14 protein-coding genes and 1 pseudogene are annotated in these 16377 nt (G+C 62.7%); 1 reads left to right on the forward strand and 14 read right to left on the reverse strand.

The genetic code is table 11. The features are described 5' to 3' along the window. Nucleotides 1-88: 88 nt before the first annotated feature. The 5 genes and pseudogenes from CDO44_RS04935 to CDO44_RS04955 form a co-directional block, all read right to left on the reverse strand. Nucleotides 89-2188, reverse strand: a pseudogene (locus CDO44_RS04935) (efflux RND transporter permease subunit); the annotation flags it as partial. Beyond that, a complete protein-coding gene (locus CDO44_RS04940; protein ID WP_003090346.1) occupies nt 2185-3702 on the reverse strand; it encodes an efflux RND transporter periplasmic adaptor subunit in 1518 nt (505 codons plus the stop codon). The gene CDO44_RS04940 and the pseudogene CDO44_RS04935, both read right to left, overlap by 4 nt. 15 nt (nt 3703-3717) lie before the next feature. Further along, on the reverse strand, nt 3718-5025 hold the full coding sequence (locus tag CDO44_RS04945) for a TolC family protein (RefSeq protein ID WP_023108471.1): 1308 nt from the start codon (nt 5023-5025) through the stop codon (nt 3718-3720). Between the two features lie 75 nt (nt 5026-5100). Then, complete coding sequence (locus CDO44_RS04950; RefSeq protein ID WP_006226245.1) at nt 5101-5412, reverse strand: hypothetical protein; 312 nt, start codon at nt 5410-5412, stop codon at nt 5101-5103. A gap of 286 nt (nt 5413-5698) precedes the next feature. Then, the gene (locus CDO44_RS04955) at nt 5699-6340 is read right to left on the reverse strand and encodes a LysR substrate-binding domain-containing protein (RefSeq protein WP_071659050.1); all 642 of its coding nucleotides are present in this window, start codon (nt 6338-6340) and stop codon (nt 5699-5701) included. A gap of 107 nt (nt 6341-6447) precedes the next feature. Here CDO44_RS04955 and CDO44_RS04960 point away from each other — a divergent pair, with 107 nt between their 5' ends. Then, entirely contained in the window at nt 6448-6753 is a 306-nt protein-coding gene (locus CDO44_RS04960) for a helix-turn-helix domain-containing protein (RefSeq protein WP_071659031.1), read from the forward strand. Nucleotides 6754-6757: 4 nt separating this feature from the next. Here CDO44_RS04960 and CDO44_RS04965 read toward each other — a convergent pair whose 3' ends face one another. From CDO44_RS04965 to CDO44_RS05005, 9 genes are all read right to left on the reverse strand, one after another. After that, a complete protein-coding gene (locus CDO44_RS04965) occupies nt 6758-7648 on the reverse strand; it encodes a LysR family transcriptional regulator (RefSeq protein ID WP_003097524.1) in 891 nt (296 codons plus the stop codon). 230 nt (nt 7649-7878) lie between these two features. Beyond that, on the reverse strand, nt 7879-8163 hold the full coding sequence (locus CDO44_RS04970) for a CopK family periplasmic copper-binding protein (protein ID WP_003090336.1): 285 nt from the start codon (nt 8161-8163) through the stop codon (nt 7879-7881). A gap of 128 nt (nt 8164-8291) precedes the next feature. Continuing rightward, complete coding sequence (gene copD / locus CDO44_RS04975; RefSeq protein WP_003090321.1) at nt 8292-9218, reverse strand: copper homeostasis membrane protein CopD; 927 nt, start codon at nt 9216-9218, stop codon at nt 8292-8294. A 4-nt stretch (nt 9219-9222) separates the two neighbouring features. Further along, nucleotides 9223-9609, reverse strand: a complete 387-nt coding sequence (gene copC / locus CDO44_RS04980; protein ID WP_003090319.1) for a copper homeostasis periplasmic binding protein CopC — start codon at nt 9607-9609, stop codon at nt 9223-9225. 141 nt (nt 9610-9750) lie between these two features. Further along, nucleotides 9751-12057 (reverse strand): heavy metal translocating P-type ATPase, encoded by a 2307-nt coding sequence (locus tag CDO44_RS04985; RefSeq protein WP_228846310.1) that lies wholly within the window; start codon nt 12055-12057, stop codon nt 9751-9753. Between the two features lie 287 nt (nt 12058-12344). Beyond that, on the reverse strand, nt 12345-12617 hold the full coding sequence (locus CDO44_RS04990) for a DUF2933 domain-containing protein (RefSeq protein WP_023108470.1): 273 nt from the start codon (nt 12615-12617) through the stop codon (nt 12345-12347). Between the two features lie 33 nt (nt 12618-12650). Further along, nucleotides 12651-13136 (reverse strand): DUF411 domain-containing protein, encoded by a 486-nt coding sequence (locus tag CDO44_RS04995; protein ID WP_003090303.1) that lies wholly within the window; start codon nt 13134-13136, stop codon nt 12651-12653. A gap of 37 nt (nt 13137-13173) precedes the next feature. Continuing rightward, nucleotides 13174-14154, reverse strand: a complete 981-nt coding sequence (locus CDO44_RS05000; protein WP_172032658.1) for a copper resistance protein B — start codon at nt 14152-14154, stop codon at nt 13174-13176. A gap of 25 nt (nt 14155-14179) precedes the next feature. Beyond that, a complete protein-coding gene (locus CDO44_RS05005) occupies nt 14180-16162 on the reverse strand; it encodes a copper resistance system multicopper oxidase (RefSeq protein WP_087779340.1) in 1983 nt (660 codons plus the stop codon). Nucleotides 16163-16377: the final 215 nt, after the last annotated feature.

The following is a 16377-nucleotide window of genomic DNA, read 5'->3' on the forward strand; positions in this document are numbered from 1 at the left end:
GCCAGCTTCCACCCGTTTGATGGCTTCGATGATCTGGCTGTCCGTGAATCGTGACTTCTTCATGCTGTAGAACTCCTCAACGAGAAAATTCTACTTCTGGATGCAACGCTTTTGCGGGGGGATTACCGTTGCCGGTCACCTTCACCCCGATCGGGCTCTTGATGCCGGTAGCCAGCATATCGATGCGATTGCGGATAGGGGGAATCCAGATATTGGACAGGCCCGGGATCTTCACGGCACGATCCAGCTCTTCCACGAGCTTCTCGGGCGTCATGCCTGGACGCCATTGTTCCCTGGGCTTGAGCTTAACCGTGGTCTCGAACATCTCCAGGGGCGCCGGATCGGTCGCAGTTTCGGCCCGTCCTGCCTTGCCGAACACCTTGTCCACTTCAGGTACGGTCTTGATCATGCGGTTGCTCAGCTGCAGCAACTCCGTGGCGCGCTGCGCCGAGAGTCCCGGCAGGGCCGAGGGCATGTAGAGCAGGTCCCCTTCGTCCAACCTCGGCAGAAACTCACCGCCGAGCCGCGCCAAGGGCCAGGCCGTGGTCGCCAAGGCCAGCACGGCGATCAGCAGCGTCGCCTTGGGCCGGCGCAGTACCCACTCCAGTGCTGGCCGGTAGGCTGCAATCAGGATGCGGGTGATGGGGTTCTTCTGCTCATCCGGGATACGCCCGCGAATCCAGTAGCCCATGAGTACGGGAATCAGCGTCACTGACAGCCCTGCGGCCGCGGCCATCGCGTAGGTCTTGGTGAACGCCAGCGGGCCGAACAGCCGGCCTTCCTGCGCTTCTAGGGTGAAGACCGGGATGAACGAGAGCGTGATGATGAGCAGCGAGAAGAAGAGCGCAGGACCGACTTCCTCCGCGGCCTGTGTGATCACGTCCCACCGTTCCTTGCCCTGCAGCCGTTGATCTGGGTGCGCGTGCTGCCAAGCCTCCAGCTTCTTGTGGGCGTTCTCGATCATCACCACCGCTGCATCCACCATCGCCCCCACGGCGATGGCAATCCCCCCCAGCGACATGATGTTGGCGTTGATGCCCTGGTAGCGCATGACCAAGAACGCCGTCATCACGCCCAGAGGTAGCGAGATGATGGCCACCAGCGCAGAACGAAGATGCCAAAGGAACAGTGCGCAGACCAGCGCCACCACCAGAAACTCTTCGCCTAGCTTGGTCGTGAGATTGCGAATGGCCCGCTCGATCAGCGCGCTGCGGTCGTAGGTGGTGACGATCTCGACGCCCGGCGGCAGGCTGCCCTGCAGCTCCGCGAGCTTGGCCTTGACGGCAGCGATCGTCTCCTGGGCATTCTTGCCGGAGCGCAGCACCACCACGCCGCCGGCGACCTCGCCTTCTCCGTCGAGTTCGGCAATGCCACGCCGCATCTCCGGGCCTATCTGGAGCGTCGCAACATCCCCCAGCCGCACCGGCACACCGCCGCGTGCCGTCAAGGGGATCTCCCGGAACTCGTCCAGGGTCTTGAGGTAGCCGCTCGCGCGGACCATGTACTCCGCGCCTGACAATTCCAGGACGGAGCCGCCGGTCTCCTGGTTGGCCGCCATCAGGGCATCGCGGACTTGAGCCTGACTGAGGCCATAGGACGCCAACTTGATCGGGTCGAGCACGACCTGGTACTGCTTGACCATGCCCCCCACCGATGCCACCTCGGCCACGTTGGGCAGGCTCTTGAGTTCGAACTTGAGGAACCAGTCCTGCAACGCACGCAGTTGCGCCAGATCGTTCTTGCCCGTGCGATCCACGAGCGCGTACTGGAAGATCCAGCCGACGCCTGTGGCGTCCGGACCCAGGGCCGGCTTCGCCGTGGCGGGCAATCGGCCCTGGACCTGGTTCAGGTATTCCAGTACCCGTGAGCGGGCCCAGTACAGGTCGGTTCCGTCCTCGAACAAGACATAGACGAACGAGTCGCCAAAGAACGAGAAGCCGCGCACGGTCTTGGCCCCTGGCACCGACAGCATGGTGGTGGCCAACGGGTAGGTGACCTGGTTCTCGACGATCTGCGGCGCCTGTCCTGGGTAGTTGGTGCGAATGATGACCTGCACGTCTGACAAGTCCGGCAGCGCATCCACGGGCGTGCTGCGAACGCCCCACACGCCCCATGCCGTGAGCATGGCGGTGGCCAGCAGCACCAGGAAGCGATTGGCCACCGACCATCGAATCAGCTTGGCGATCATGGCTGCACCTTTTCGATGGCGGTGATCACGTAGTCCTCACCTTGCTTGGAGAAGGTGAATTGCACCTGCTGCCGAACCGAAAGACCCGCGGCGAGCTGCGGGCTGCTCATCTTGAAGCCCATGGTCATGGCCGGCCATTGGAGGGCTGGCACGGCCTCGTGCGCCAGCGTCAGCTCGGTGGGCGACATCTCCTCGATCACGCCGCGCACCACGAAAGCGTTGGTGGCCGCGGCCGGTGGCGACGAGGTGTCGTGCCCGTTGTGCGGCGATGCAGGCGCGGACGCCGCGGCACCTGCAGGCAGCACGCCCCGCAGGCTGGCTTCCGAATCGATCAGGAACTGCGCCGAGGCCACCACCTGCTGTCCCGCCGCGAGCCCGCCGTTGACCACCAGTTGATCGCCTACCTCCGCGCCCACCTGGACCTCCACGGGATGGAACTTGCCGGGTCCATCGACCACATAGGCCAGTGCGCGCTTGCCGGTGCGGATGACCGCTTCGCTGGGAACAAGCAGCGCGGGCTGTTCGTTGCCTTTGAGCGCGATCTGGCCGGACATGCCGGCCTTCAGGCGCTGGCCGGGATTGGCCATTTCAAGCCGCACTCGCACCGTACGGGTGTCGCGGTTGGCTTCGGGCAGGATGCTCACGATGCGCGCCTGGAGCACTTCACCGGGAAACGCCGCCAGCCGGACCTGCGCCGTTTGGCCGACCTGCAATGGTCCGCTTTGTGCTTCGGGGACGGCCGCTTCGATCCACACCGTGGCCAAGCCATTCACCCGGGCCAGGCTTTCCCCGGCGGAAACCGTCATGCCCTGGCGCACCATCAGTTCGGCCACCAAGCCGCCTTGAGGTGTTGTGACCGTGTACAGCCCCTTGGGCTCGCCTGTGCGCTCCACCTGGGCGATCAGGGCTTGCGGCATGCCGAGCAGCAGCAGCCGTTGGCGGGCAGCTGCGGTCAACGGTGCGTCGCCCATCGCGCGAACCGAGAGAAACTCGCGCTGTGCGGCGATCCACTCCGGCAGCAATAGGTCAGCCAGCGGTGCCCCTGCTGCGATCACGTCGCCCGCAGCCCGTGCGTAGACACGCTCGACGAAGCCAGCGGTCCGCGCCTGCACGATGCTGACGTCGCGGTCGTTGAGCAGCACGGTGCCCACGACGTTCACATCTGCGCCGATCTTGCCTTGCAGGACTTCGGCTGTACGCAGCCCTAGGGCTTGCACCGCTTGCGCCGACACGCTGAGGCCCGTGCTGTCTTGCGTGTCTTCATCCGCGTACTTCGGCATCAACGGCATGTCCATGTAGGGCGACTTGCCGGGCTTGTCGAACTTCTGGGTCGGCACCATCGGGTCGTACCAATACAGCACCTTGCGCTCGGTCGGAGCGCTTGCAACGGTGACGTTGGCAGCGGGGGAGCCGCTGAGGTGGCCGGCGCGCCATTGGGCGACGCCCCATCCAACGGCAATACCGGCAGCAACCAGCGTCAAGCCGGCAAGGATGTTTCTCGAAGAGGTATTCATGGCGAGGGTCTCCACTCAGTCCGCGATCAGGCTGTTCAGTCGGGCGACGAGGCTGTCGCGCTGCGCTCCAAGGTCGATCAGACGCATGCGCGTCTCCAGCACCTGGGCGCGTGCACTGAGCACGGCGCTCAGGTCCCCCTTGGCGGATCGGTAGTTGCTCAATGCAAGCGCCGCTCGGTTCCGTACCAGTTGCAAGCCGGCGGTCTGCAGGCGGTCGATCTGGCTGTTCAACGCTTGGAGTTCGGCGGCGCTGTCGTCCAGCTCCTGCAAATGCCGCCGCGCCACGTCTTCGCGTTCGGCGTCCAGACGTTCCAACTCGTGCCGTTTTGCCTCGATCATGGGCACTTGGCGTCGATCCTTCTGCCAAGGCAGATCGAATGTCACCTGAAATGACACCATGTCGCCCCATCGGCGATCACGCCGGCTATAGGCTATCTCCCAGGCCCAATCGCCGCGGGTCTCTGATTGGGCTTCGCGGGACTCGGCCCGGGCCATGCTTTGCATCGCCGGATAGAGTTCAAGCTCCGCGTGATTCGCCAGTTCTGTGCGCAGTTGCGCGACGGGGCGAGTGAGCGGGCCTGGATCGCCTTGCAGTGCTTCGTCGGCCCTGGAGCCCACCCAGCGCCGCAATGCGGCCCTGGCCTTGGCCCGGTCCCGCTGTAGATCGTCACGGCGGTCCGTGAGTGTCAGCGCCTCCTGTTGCGCGACCAACAGGTCGCCAGCCTGGGCCGTGCCGCCGGCGACGCGAGCGGGGAGACTGTCTTGCAGGCGCTGGTTCTCCGCGAGCAGTTCCGTCAGCAGTATCTCCCGTTGCTCCACCGCCTGCGCGGCGATCCACGCCAGGCTGAGTTCCTGGCGGATCTGCAATCGCTGCAAAACCAGCGCCGCGCGCTCTCGATCCACACGCGCCTGCGCACTGGCGACCTGGGCGTCGCGCTTGGCCCTGTTGGGCACTTCCTGCATGAGCGCCAGGCGCTGCATCGTCATGGATTCGCGCGTCATGCTCCAGCGATCCATGCCGCTGATGGGATAGTTTTCGATGCCGAGCGAGAGCTTGGGATCGGGCAGCGAGCCTGCTGCCTTCTGCACGGATTCGGCGACGTTGACCTGCAACTGCTGCGCGCTTATGCGCGGGCTCTGCTGCTCCGCGATAAGGCGTGCCTCAGCAAAATCGAGGGCGTAGGCTACAGGCGAAACAAGCGCACTGCCCGCCAACGCGATGCTGATAGCTTTCAGACAATGCAATCGCATCGAGGCCGGCGTTGTGCCTCGGCCGTGCGCCGACGTGCGACCCTCGGGGGCGCCAAAAAAGGGAGTAAACATGGTTGTCCTCGGAATTGGTGTTCACGAAATCACGTGGTCTGCCGCATCGGTGCGCGGCGAGCACGGACACATAAATCAATTCCGCAGGACTTGGAACGTGAGGTAGATCGGCGGAAAGCCCGCGCGGGGATTGGGAGGAATATAGGTAACGTGCCGCCTGAGGGCTACCCGGTCGAGAACCAACCCGGGCAGCGAGTTGGCGAGCCACATCACGTGCGCTGCGAGAAACTGAATGTCCAGCCCCTGCCATGAAAGCGCCGACTCCCGATCGCCACTGCAATGAGCGTGGCACAACTGTGGCGCTTCGCTGTCCATGGAATCAGGCATGCCGGTGCAATCCGACATTGGCAACTTGTCAGCCTGCTGCATCGAGATCGTGGCACGCATTTGCGTGGTTTCCACAGATGCCCTCGGGTCTGGCTTGGGACAGACGTACATCGCCATCGCAACCTGCGAGAAAAGCAAGGTTACGACTAGGCCGCTGGTAATCCAGCGGCTCCATCTTGCGAGAAGGCGCCTTAAGCCGATCATGCGGACATACTATTGGAAGTTGTGGGGAGTTGAATTGATCAAGGTCAGTTTCCAGGATGAATTGATGCGTCTGGACGGCGCCTTGGCCCGAACCGGCACCCACTGCATATCCACCGGCAAGAGCGGGCACCGCACGTGGTTGTCATGCTTTACGCGCCTCGGCAACTCGCAAGGCTCTAAGCTCAAATCGATCAGCTACAAGATTCGTCTGTCCCGAGAGTCGCTGCAGGTGCGTAATGACCTCGTAGGGGCCATCGGCTATTGGACGCGTGCAGATTCCGCACTGGCTAGCGGTTTCGATGCGTGATCGCGAAGAAATCCCTACGCCATATCCAGCTGCGACCCAGAGCAACAACATCTCAAAAGAACTGACATGCTGGACATTCGGCCTTTCCGTTGATGACATGGAGGACAGGTACTGGTCCAGCGAAGGAGAATATTCGGCCTTCCATCGAAACACGGAGTGCTCCTTAAGTTCATCTATTCTGATTGACTGCTGCCGGAGCAGTGGGTATCGCAGCGGCGTGGCAAGAGCTGTCGCCTCAAACCAAAGAGAAAGACTCTTCAGCGAAGAATCGCTCACCTGCTTCAGAGAAAGGCCGACGTCGAAGCGCCGTTTGTAGAGGCCTGTAATGAGATCGCTCGTCGTAACCTCATTAAATTCCATAGAAACATCGGGCTCCTCCGCGCGCTGCAGGGCAAGCAATGCAGCTAGGTTCGAAGAGGCCACACCAGGCGCTATGGCGAGCCTGAGCTGTGGGCGTGGGCTGGTGGCGTCGTGCATGAGAGGCCCCAAGAAGCGATAAGACAAGGATGGAAAGTCTTCATGATAGCTAGTTTGAGTTAAACTTAACGCGGTTAAAGTGTCGGGGCTGTTCGACGCTTCCAAGGATGGAGAAGCGAACTGTCCGACGAGGCCGTCCCCCAGGCACTACCACTTTCGACGCCGAGCCAGCGTTGGCATTCGGAGCGGCCGTTCGTGTCGCCCGCCTGACGCAAGGTATTGCTCAGGAAGAACTGGCTGCGAAAGCAGGGATCGAGCGATCGCACATGGGCAAAATAGAGCGTGGGGAGCACATGCCCACTCTCGCTCTGATCTTAAGAATCGCCGCCGGACTCAAGCTTAGTGCTGCGGAACTCGTCAGCGCAGCAGAACGCAATCTTCGTGCCGCGGCGCACGATTCAGATAGGCATTGACGCTTTAGTCATCCGGAGGTCCTCGCAGACGTTCGATGAAGCGATCCAGCGAAACCGATGAGTTGCTGCTTTCTGGCCGAAGCAGATAGGTTGTGATTACCGCCGTGTCCTGCGCCAGAGGGCGAATCACCACGTCCGGCCTCTGGCTGATGGGAATCTTGGTCGCTGTCATGAAACCAATCCCATAGCCTGCGCCGACCAGCGTTAGCATCATGTCCAGCGACGACACTTCTTCGACAACGTTGAGCCTGTGTTCCAGAACCTGTAGCAGCCGATTTAGTTCTCGGCAGTAGCCTTCGCAGGCCAGTTTGTCGCACAGAACCAGTGGGTGACCCTGAAGTTCGTTGAGCGGAACTTGCTTGTGCGCAAGAAGCGAGTGCCGCGCTGGCACGGCGATCACAATCGGGTCTCGCCAGATCGGTTCAGCCACGATGCCTTCGCCAACATCCGCCGCGTGTGCAAATCCGATCGTGAAGTCGCCAGACCGTAGGCCCCGTATCTGCTCGGTCAGCGGTACCTCGGAGAGACGTATCTCGACCTCGGGCTCTTCCGCGCGGCAACGAGCTAGGAACGCCGATAGTCGTGGGTCCATCGCACCATCGGAAATTGCAATGCGCAGGCTGCCCCTCAGGCCCGCGGCAATGGCTCTGGCATTCTCACGCGCTTGCTCCAGGACAGTGAAGAGTCGGCGGGTGTCCTGCAAGAATGCCGCCCCCGCCACGGTCAGCCGTGTGCCCCTGCGGTCGCGGTCAAACAGCGTGACCCCAAGCTCATCTTCCAATTCCTTGATCGCGCGAGACAAGGGGGGTTGCTCTATGTGCAGCCTCTCGGCCGCCCGCGTGAAATGCAACTCCTCTGCCAAGACGACAAAGCATCGTAGATGACGCAACTCCATAAATCGGGCTCCTCGCAGGTTCTCCTTCGCGCCAGATGTCCCGTGGACGAATCACGGTGGATGGGGAGACTGGATCCATTCCAGGGAAGTTGATGCGCTTGACATCGCAAAAACTGGCATCTGAGCGCTCGTGGTTGCTCGTGACGCGTCCAAAGCGCGCGCGCCCAATCAGGGCGCGCGTCTCTGTCACACTGTGCAGAAGCTTTGAAAAGCACCGCGCACCCGCGGCGTCATCCGCCGTGCTCTTTTTGTAGCAGCGACCCGAGGCGAGCGACTTCATTGCTGGTGATCGCGATGTTGCGCCCATCCTTCGTCGACACCGAAGCCCCGACATTGAGATAGACGGCGCGCCCGAAGCGGCTTTCCTGTGCCATCTTTCCGTCCTTGAAGATGTACAGCGTTCCACCGTCAGCCAAGGGAACCATCTCCTTGGCTGCTTGGGCTGCTGCATGACCGGCGAAGGCTGGCACGGAGAGAGCGCTCAACAGGGCGGCAATGACAATTTGCGATTTCATGATCGACTCCTTTGTAAAAACGACGACAACTTGCGCCGCGTCGTTAAATGTAGAAGCAGGCCGTCTACAGAGCGCTTACCCGTGCATTACATTCAATTCATGTGCTGTCATCTGCCGCCCATGAAGGACTAGGGTCCAGTGGGAGACAAGATGCCAAGCCATGCAACGCTCGCCAGAACCAAAACGGCCAAGGTCGCCTCCGTGAACAGACTCTGCCTAAGCTTGATGACTGCCTGTGCGCGATTGCCTGCCTTCAAAGCAGCCTCCAGGCTCGGGCTCAACCGATACCGATTGGCAGCAGCCAACGCCAGCATGCCTGCGAAAAGCAAGAGCTTTACCATCAGCAGCCGGCCATACAGCGTCGAGATGAGCGGATCAAACGATGGTCCGGCGATCAACAGGTAATTGAGAATTCCACTCACGACGAGTGCAGCCACGATCGCTGTACCTATGCGAGCAAAGCCATTCGACGTCCGACTGAGGACCGCTACCGGGTCTTGCGCGACATCCTGCTTGTGGGATGCCAGCATCAAGAACGCCACCAATGCGCCCACCCAAGCGCCCGCTGCCCAGAGGTGCGTGATATCCGACGCAAGATGGATGTAGCCGCGAACGCCGTCGTCCATCGCGCCGTGGCCTGCCCACGCAAGGGTCGCCAGCGCCACGCCGGTGGAGAGCGCCATCACTGCAAATCGCAAGGTAGCGTTCAATTTCAACATTGCGACGAGCACACACACCAACAGCGCGAGGATGCGAATGCACCAGGCGATGCCCATGTGCGTGCCCGTAATGAGCATGTCGAAGACGTGCGTTGACAGCTCCGCGTAGCTCTGGGCACCGGACATGGCCTTGGCCATGACCGTCATGCCCCACATCGACAGGGCAATGCCGATGGCAGCGGATGCGCCAATGAGGACGCGATAGCGGCGCGAGATCGTCGAGGATCGCTCGTCGTTGCCCAAAGCATAGAGACCGAACATGGCGACGCCAAACGCCGCCGCCAGGTCCAGATACAGCGCCAGGCGCAGGACGATGGTCAACCAATCCCCGGCCATGGGCTTACTTCACCTTGAAGGTGACGTTACCCGTGATCGGATGCGTGTCCGAGGAGACGGCACGCCATTCGACGCGATAGTCACCGGGCTGGAGCGCCTGTGCCGGCGTGATGACCATGGTCTTGCCGTCGCCGGCAGCCGCGACGCTGGCGTTGATCTTCATCGGGCCATGGCTCGCCATTCCCGGCATGCCAGTCATGACAAGGCTCGCGGCGGAGAACTGCGGCACCAGCGTCTCGGAGAACTTCAGTTCGATGGTGGCTGGCGCAGAAACCTGCGACTTGTCGGCCGGCGTTGAAGACACCAGCGAAGGATGCGCGAATGCGGCGGTGGCGAACAGACCAGCAGCGATCGGCGCGACGAGCTTGGCGATGAAATGTGAACGGGTCATAGAAGTTTCTACCTGGATGTGTGAGGTGTGGTTTAAGAACGAAATGCCGAGATAAGGCTTGCACCTTTGCAACGGCGTGGAACGAAAGAAACGGTTTGCTGGGCGATAGCAGGCTCCTGTAGTTTCAGAAGGAAAATCCGGTCACAGTCGGCTCGCTCTCAGGCGCAAGGCGTTGCCAACGACCGACGCCGAACTCAGGCTCATCGCCAATGCTGCGATCAGCGGCGACAGCAGCCAGCCCGTGAGGGGATAGAGAACCCCGGCGGCGATGGGGATGCCCAGCGCGTTGTAGAGGAAGGCGAACATGAGGTTCTGCTTCATGTTGCGCACGGTACTCACCGAGAGCGTGCGAGCGACAGCGATGCCACGCAGGTCACCCTTGACCAGCGTGACCTGGGCGCTGTTCATCGCCACGTCGGTTCCCGTTCCCATGGCGATGCCCACGTCTGCCTTCGCCAAGGCCGGCGCGTCGTTGATGCCGTCTCCGGCCATGGCGACGATGCGTCCTTCTTTCTGCAGTCGCTCGATCAACATGAGCTTGTCCGCCGGCTTGACCTCACCATGCACCTCGTCGATGCCTAGGCGTGCACCGACGGCTTTGGCGGTGGTCTGCCCGTCCCCGGTGGCCATGATGACCCGCAGGCCCGCAGCCTTCAACGCGGCCAGGGCCTCGGGGGTGCTGCCCTTGACCGGGTCGGACACGGCGAGCAAGCCCGCGAGCTGCCCGTCCACCGCCAGGTACATGACGCTGGCCCCTTCGCCGCGCAGAGCTTCGGCCTGGGGTACGAGCGGTTCCACCGATACGCCAGACTGTTCCATCAGCACTGTGTTGCCCAACGCCAGTTGCCGGTGCTCAACCTTTCCGCGCACGCCGATGCCGGTTCCCGATTCAAAGCTCTGAGGCTTCACGAGTTGGAGGCCCTGGGCACGCGCGGCCTGCACGATGGCGTCGGCCAGGGGGTGTTCACTGCCCTGGTCCAGGCTGGCCGCAAGACGCAGCACCTCGTCGTTCGTAAAGCCGGGTGCTGCGACGACCTGATCGAAAGCAGGTCGGCCTTCGGTCAGGGTTCCTGTCTTGTCGATGACGAGGGTATCGACCTTGCGAAGATTCTCGATCGCCGCGGCATCGCGGAACAGCACGCCCTGCGTGGCGCCACGGCCCGTTGCGACCATGATCGACATCGGCGTGGCCAGACCCAGCGCGCACGGGCAGGCGATGATCAGGACGGCCACCGCATTGATCAGTCCATAGACCCAGGTGGGCTGTGGCCCGAAGAATCCCCATACAAGGAGCGTCGTTACCGCAATGGCGACGACGGCCATCACGAAGTAGCCGGCAACGACATCGGCCATGCGTTGCATCGGTGCCTTGGAACGCTGCGCCTGGGCGACCATCTGGACGATCTGCGATAGAACGGTGTCCGAGCCGATCCGCTCCGAACGCATGATCAGCGCGCCGCTGGTGTTGAGTGTGGCCCCGATGACCTTGTCGCCCACGCGCTTGCTGACGGGCAGCGGTTCGCCGGTCAGCATGGATTCGTCAATCGAGCTGCTGCCCTCGTGCACGATGCCATCCACCGGCACCTTCTCGCCGGGTCGGATGCGCAGCAGGTCGCCGACGTGCACATGGCTGAGTGGCACGTCTTCCTCGCTGCCGTCCGCATTGATGCGCCGCGCCGTCTTGGGTGCCAGCCCCAGCAGCGACTTGATGGCTGCCGAAGTCTGGGAGCGGGCCTTGAGTTCCAGCACCTGGCCGAGCAGTGTCAGCGAGATGATGACGGCGGCGGCCTCGAAATACACGCCGACCCGTCCCATGGACATGAAGGAAGCTGGAAACACTTCCGGCGCAACGGTTGCCACAACGCTGTAGATGAATGCCGCACCCGTTCCCAGGCCGATCAGTGTCCACATGTTCGGGCTGCGGTTGACCACGGACAGCCAGCCGCGGGAGAAGAAGGGCCAGCCGGCCCACAGCACGATCGGCAACGACAGCACCAACTCGACCCAGCTCTGTGTAGCCATGTCCATCAGGTGCAGCCGCTCGCCCAGCATCGCCAGCGCCAGGACCACGAGCGTCAGCGGCAAGGTCCACCAGAAGCGACGCGAGAAGTCACGCAACTCCGGGTTGTCGTCATCGAGGTCGGGCAGCAGAGGCTCCAGCGTCATCCCGCACTTGGGGCAGGTTCCCGGATGATCCTGGCGGATCTCCGGGTGCATCGGGCAGGTGTAGATGGTTCCGGGCGCGGTTGGCGATGCCGCCGGGGCCGGTGAAACTGCGGTGCTGGCATGGTGATGCGGTGCATGGCCGCTGCCTGTGCCTATGCCCGCGTCACCGCTGGCATATCGCGCCGGATCGGCGTCGAATTTGGCCTTGCATCCGGTGCTGCAAAACAAGTACGTGTTCCCCAAGTGCGTGGAGCGGTGCTCCGACGCCGCCGTGACCGCCATGCCACACACCGGATCTCGCGTCGCGGCATCGGGCTGCGTGTGGCTTGAGGACCCGCCCGCGTCGTCACTTCCAGCATGGCTGGCGTGATGGTGGTGGGTATGCGGGCCGGACGTTGTGGCACCCGCCGCCATGCCTGCGTGCTCATGTCCTGAAGACTTGCTGGGTGAATTCATAGTGACAAGTGCCCTCCGCCGTTAACTGTTGGTGTCTGGTGATCGCAGCAGGCCGCAGGCGCGCAAGGAGACAAGCGCGGCGTCGCGTGCTCGCACGGTGCGAGTGCCTCGACTTATTGCTTCTGCTCCTTGGAGGCTGCGGCACCTTCCTTACCCTGACGCGCGGCATGATCGTGTCCGCCGTGGCTGTGACCACGGTGCATGAACAGGTGCATCAGCGGACAAGCCGCCAGCAGCAGGAAGGGGAGATAGCCGGCAACATGTGCCGTGTGCTCCTTGAGCAGGAAATACGCGGCGACAGCGGCGATGATGAGGAACGCCACGCCGTAGCGCGATCGCCAGCACCGGGGGCGATCGCTGGGGGTCTGTGTGTGCTGATGCTGCATGGCATATCTCCACGGAGAAGGGTTGATGGATGGTCAGCGATGCGACTGATAGACCGTGCTGCTACCGTTTTTCCCGATCAGCAGCACGTCGTAGGCGTCCTTGCGTCCACCATAGGCCGGACCATCCATGCCGGGCGAACCGACCGGCATGCCCGGCGCCGCGAGGCCGATGGCCTGCGGGGCTTCGCGCAGCAAGCGTTGAATGTCCGAGGCTGGCACATGACCCTCGATGGCATAGCCGCCGATCTGCGCCGTGTGGCAAGAACCGTACTTCTGCGGGATGCCCAGCCGTGTGCGCGCTGCGGTGTTCCCGGTGTCGAGAACCTGCACATCGAAGCCTGCGCCTTGCAGGTGTGAGACCCAGTCCTTGCAGCATCCGCAGCTCGGGTCCTTCCAGACCTTGGCAATCGGTCGGCTCTGCGCCAGGCTCGGTCCTGCGAGTGCCATCACCAACAGGCCAGCGATCAATGCCTGGCGTCTTGGCACTTTGCCCTGGCTTCTGTCGTAGTGCATGTTCATAGATTGCCTCTCATCAGATGATCAAACCCGCTAGGTTCTAGAACCAGAATCGCACGCCAGCCACCCAGCGCGTCTGCTGCGCACGGCCGCCTTCAGCACGCACATAGTCCGCGGTGCGTCCGAAGCTGCCCGCCCGTTCCACGCCGATATAGGGGGCGAACTGGCGACTGAATTCATAGCGCAGGCGCAAGCCAGCAGACGCTTCGGCCAGGCCCTTGCCGATACCGCGTTCCGGGTCGTCCTTGCCATAGAACTGCAACTCGGCGCGAGGCTCCAGAATCAGTCGCTGGGTCAGCAGCAGCTCGTAGCTGCCTTCGACACGCAGCGCCGTACGTCCACCACTTCCCACGTAGCCCGTCGCCTCCAGCTCGAACCAGTAGGGGGCGAGGCCCTGGATGCCGAAAGCCAACCATTGACGGCTCGGGCCTTCCCCGTTATCCACCCGAACGCCGAGCTGGGTGTCCCAGTACGGTGCGACGGCGTGCCCCCAGAGAAGCTCGGTACGCGATTCTTCGAGCTTTCCTTTGGCGATATCGCCTTCGGCCTTCACGACGGCCTTGTTGTAGGTCGTCCCATACCACGCCTGGAGGTCGTAGGCCGTGGAATCGTCCCCTTTGCGCGTGAAGCGGCGTTCCAGGGTTTCGCCGCGCAACGAGAAGAACCTGTGTTCGTCGGCCAGCATCAGCCGCGGCACACCGGGTACGGCGTAGTCGCCCGATCCCAATGTCAGGCCATTGGAGTAGCCATGCGGATCGCGGGCGTCAGGAGGCGCCGACCCGCCCTGCATCTGCATGTTGCCGTGATCCATGGCCGGGGCCGCGGTCGAGCCGCTCGCCGACGCCGCGTGACCCGCGTGCGGGTCGGCGGCAGGAGCCACGGTCTGAGTGGATGGCGCGGCCGTTTGAGAGTCGGCCTGGCCGTGCGCAGCATGGTCGTTCTGTGCTTGTGCCTGTGCGGCGACGCTTACCAGGGCCAGTAGCGTCGTGGCCAGTGCGCGAGTGGGGAGTGCTTTGGACATTCTTGGTCTTCCTTGTGCGCTGGGTTCAAGACACCACGACTTCGCGGAACATGCCGGCATCCATGTGGAACATCAGGTGGCAGTGCCACGCCCAGCGGCCGAGCGCGTCGGCTGTCACCAGGAAGCTGATGCGTTGTGCCGGCTGCACCGGCAGGGTGTGGCGGCGCGCAAGGAAGCGACCGTCGGGGCTTTCCAGCTCGCTCCACATGCCGTGCAGGTGCATGGGATGGGTCATCATGGTGTCGTTGTGCAGAATGACCCGCAGCCGCTCGCCGTGTTTGAAGTGCACCGGCGTGGACTTTCCGAACTCCAGCCCGTCCAGGGACCATGCGTAGCGTTCCATGTTGCCCGTGAGGTGCAGTTCGACCTCCCGGCCGGGGCCTCTCTTGTCCAGCGGCCCCGACGGGGTATGCAGATCCGCGAGGGTCAACACGCGCCGACCGTTGTTGCGCAGTCCGATGCCGGGGTCATCGAGGTTGGTGCGCGCCATGTCAACGCGCATGTCCGTGCTGGCACCATACTCGGTGCGAGCGTGGCGAGCAGTAGTGCTGGGCACAGCCAGTCCCCCCGCAGCCGCGGCGTGTTGGCTGTGATCCATCGCCATGCCACCGTGGTTCATGGCGCCGTGATTCATGCCTGCCATCGCCCCATGATCCATCCCGGACATCGAACCCGAGCCCATCCCGGTCATCCCGGTCATCCCGGTCATGCCCGTCATCCCGGTCATCCCGGTCATCCCGGTCATGCCCGTCATCCCGGTCATCCCGGTCATCCCGGTCATGCCCGTCATCCCGGTCATCCCGGTCATCTCCATGGCCTGGCCGGACCCGCCATGGTCCATGCCCCCCATCATGCCGCCCATCATGTCGTTCATGGTCAGCCATTCGACCGGATCGAGGGCAGGCACGGGAGCTTGAAGACCTTCACGCACGGCCAGCGTGGCACGCGCGTAGCCTGTCCGGTCCATCGCCTGGGCGAAGATCGTGTAAGCGTCATCCCGTGGCTGGACGATCACGTCGACGGTTTCGCCAGGACCGAATCGGAACTCATCGACGGTCACCGGCTCCACGTCAACACCATCGACGTGCACCACCGTGAGTTTCAGTCCTGGAATGCGTACGTCGTAGAAGGTGTTGCCCGCACCGTTGACCATGCGCAGCCGCACGCGCTCACCCGGTCGGAACAGCGCCGTCCAATTGCCGGCGGGGGTGACGCCGTTGGCCAGATAGGTCAGCGTGGCGGCAGACAGATCTGCGAGATCCGTCGGATTCATCCGCATCTCGTTCCACATCTTGCGCTTGTCGATCGCAGCGGCCGTGCCTTCGCGCGAGGCGTCCCGGAAGAAGTCGAAGACGGTAGGTTGGTTGTAGTTGTAATAGTCGCTTTGGGACTTGAGCTTGGTGAACACCCGCATCGGGTCTTCGTCGGTCCAATCCGAGAACAGCAGCACGTGGTCACGGTCGGCGTGGATGGTCTCGGCGCCAGCGGGGTCGATGATGATCGCCCCGTACATGCCCGTGAGTTCCTGGAAGCCGGAGTGCGAGTGGTACCAGTAGGAGCCGCTCTGCTGAACCTTGAAGCGGTACGTGAAGGTCTCGCCGGGAGCGATGCCATTGAAGCTGATGCCCGGCACGCCATCCATCTGATACGGCAGGATGATCCCGTGCCAGTGAATGGATGTGGCTTCACGCAGCTTGTTGGTTACACGGATTGTGACGGTGTCACCCTCGCGCCAACGCAATGTCGGTGCCGGCAGCGAGCCGTTGATGGTCGTAGCCACGCCTGGCTTGCCCGTGAAGTTCACGGGCGATTCGGCGATCACCAAGTCGAACTCGGTGCCCTTCAGCACAGGGGCGGCACCGCGCGTCGCGGAGCCTTGCTGGGCAAATGCCTTGAACGCCGGCGTGGACAGCCCAGCGAGAACGCCGCCGGCGGCTAACCCTTGGACGAAACGCCGACGAGAAAGGCCCTGTGTGGGCACGATAAAAAAGGGTGAACGAGGCGGCATGGCCTGAAATCCTCCATAGATGACTCGGAAGTCGTTCTAAACGCCACCCCATCCTGAGCGGCACAGTTCGACGCAATGCAGGTCATGCTATGGGTTGGGCACTTTCCATCGAATGACCCCTGAATTACATTCATGTAATGTTCGTGTCATGTTCGTGGAAGCTGGCAACCAGTAAATTGCTGATTGAAAGTGGATGAATGCGTACATCGTGAGCG

The organism is Pigmentiphaga sp. NML080357 (genome assembly GCF_002188465.1).
GTDB lineage: Bacteria > Pseudomonadota > Gammaproteobacteria > Burkholderiales > Burkholderiaceae_B > Pigmentiphaga.

Excerpts from the sequence above, each read along its gene's own strand:
- copD (WP_003090321.1), bottom strand. The coding sequence starts at position 9,218 with ATGGCCGGGGATTGGTTGACCATCGTCCTGCGCCTGGCGCTGTATCTG.
- CDO44_RS05000 (WP_172032658.1), bottom strand. The coding sequence starts at position 14,154 with ATGTCCAAAGCACTCCCCACTCGCGCACTGGCCACGACGCTACTGGCC.
- CDO44_RS04990 (WP_023108470.1), bottom strand. The coding sequence starts at position 12,617 with ATGCAGCATCAGCACACACAGACCCCCAGCGATCGCCCCCGGTGCTGG.
- CDO44_RS04945 (WP_023108471.1), bottom strand. The coding sequence starts at position 5,025 with ATGTTTACTCCCTTTTTTGGCGCCCCCGAGGGTCGCACGTCGGCGCAC.
- CDO44_RS04985 (WP_228846310.1), bottom strand. The coding sequence starts at position 12,057 with ATGGCGGTCACGGCGGCGTCGGAGCACCGCTCCACGCACTTGGGGAAC.
- CDO44_RS04950 (WP_006226245.1), bottom strand. The coding sequence starts at position 5,412 with ATGCGTGCCACGATCTCGATGCAGCAGGCTGACAAGTTGCCAATGTCG.
- CDO44_RS05005 (WP_087779340.1), bottom strand. The coding sequence starts at position 16,162 with ATGCCGCCTCGTTCACCCTTTTTTATCGTGCCCACACAGGGCCTTTCT.
- CDO44_RS04970 (WP_003090336.1), bottom strand. The coding sequence starts at position 8,163 with ATGAAATCGCAAATTGTCATTGCCGCCCTGTTGAGCGCTCTCTCCGTG.
- CDO44_RS04955 (WP_071659050.1), bottom strand. The coding sequence starts at position 6,340 with ATGCACGACGCCACCAGCCCACGCCCACAGCTCAGGCTCGCCATAGCG.
- CDO44_RS04940 (WP_003090346.1), bottom strand. The coding sequence starts at position 3,702 with ATGAATACCTCTTCGAGAAACATCCTTGCCGGCTTGACGCTGGTTGCT.
- CDO44_RS04965 (WP_003097524.1), bottom strand. The coding sequence starts at position 7,648 with ATGGAGTTGCGTCATCTACGATGCTTTGTCGTCTTGGCAGAGGAGTTG.
- CDO44_RS04960 (WP_071659031.1), top strand. The coding sequence starts at position 6,448 with ATGGAGAAGCGAACTGTCCGACGAGGCCGTCCCCCAGGCACTACCACT.
- copC (WP_003090319.1), bottom strand. The coding sequence starts at position 9,609 with ATGACCCGTTCACATTTCATCGCCAAGCTCGTCGCGCCGATCGCTGCT.
- CDO44_RS04995 (WP_003090303.1), bottom strand. The coding sequence starts at position 13,136 with ATGAACATGCACTACGACAGAAGCCAGGGCAAAGTGCCAAGACGCCAG.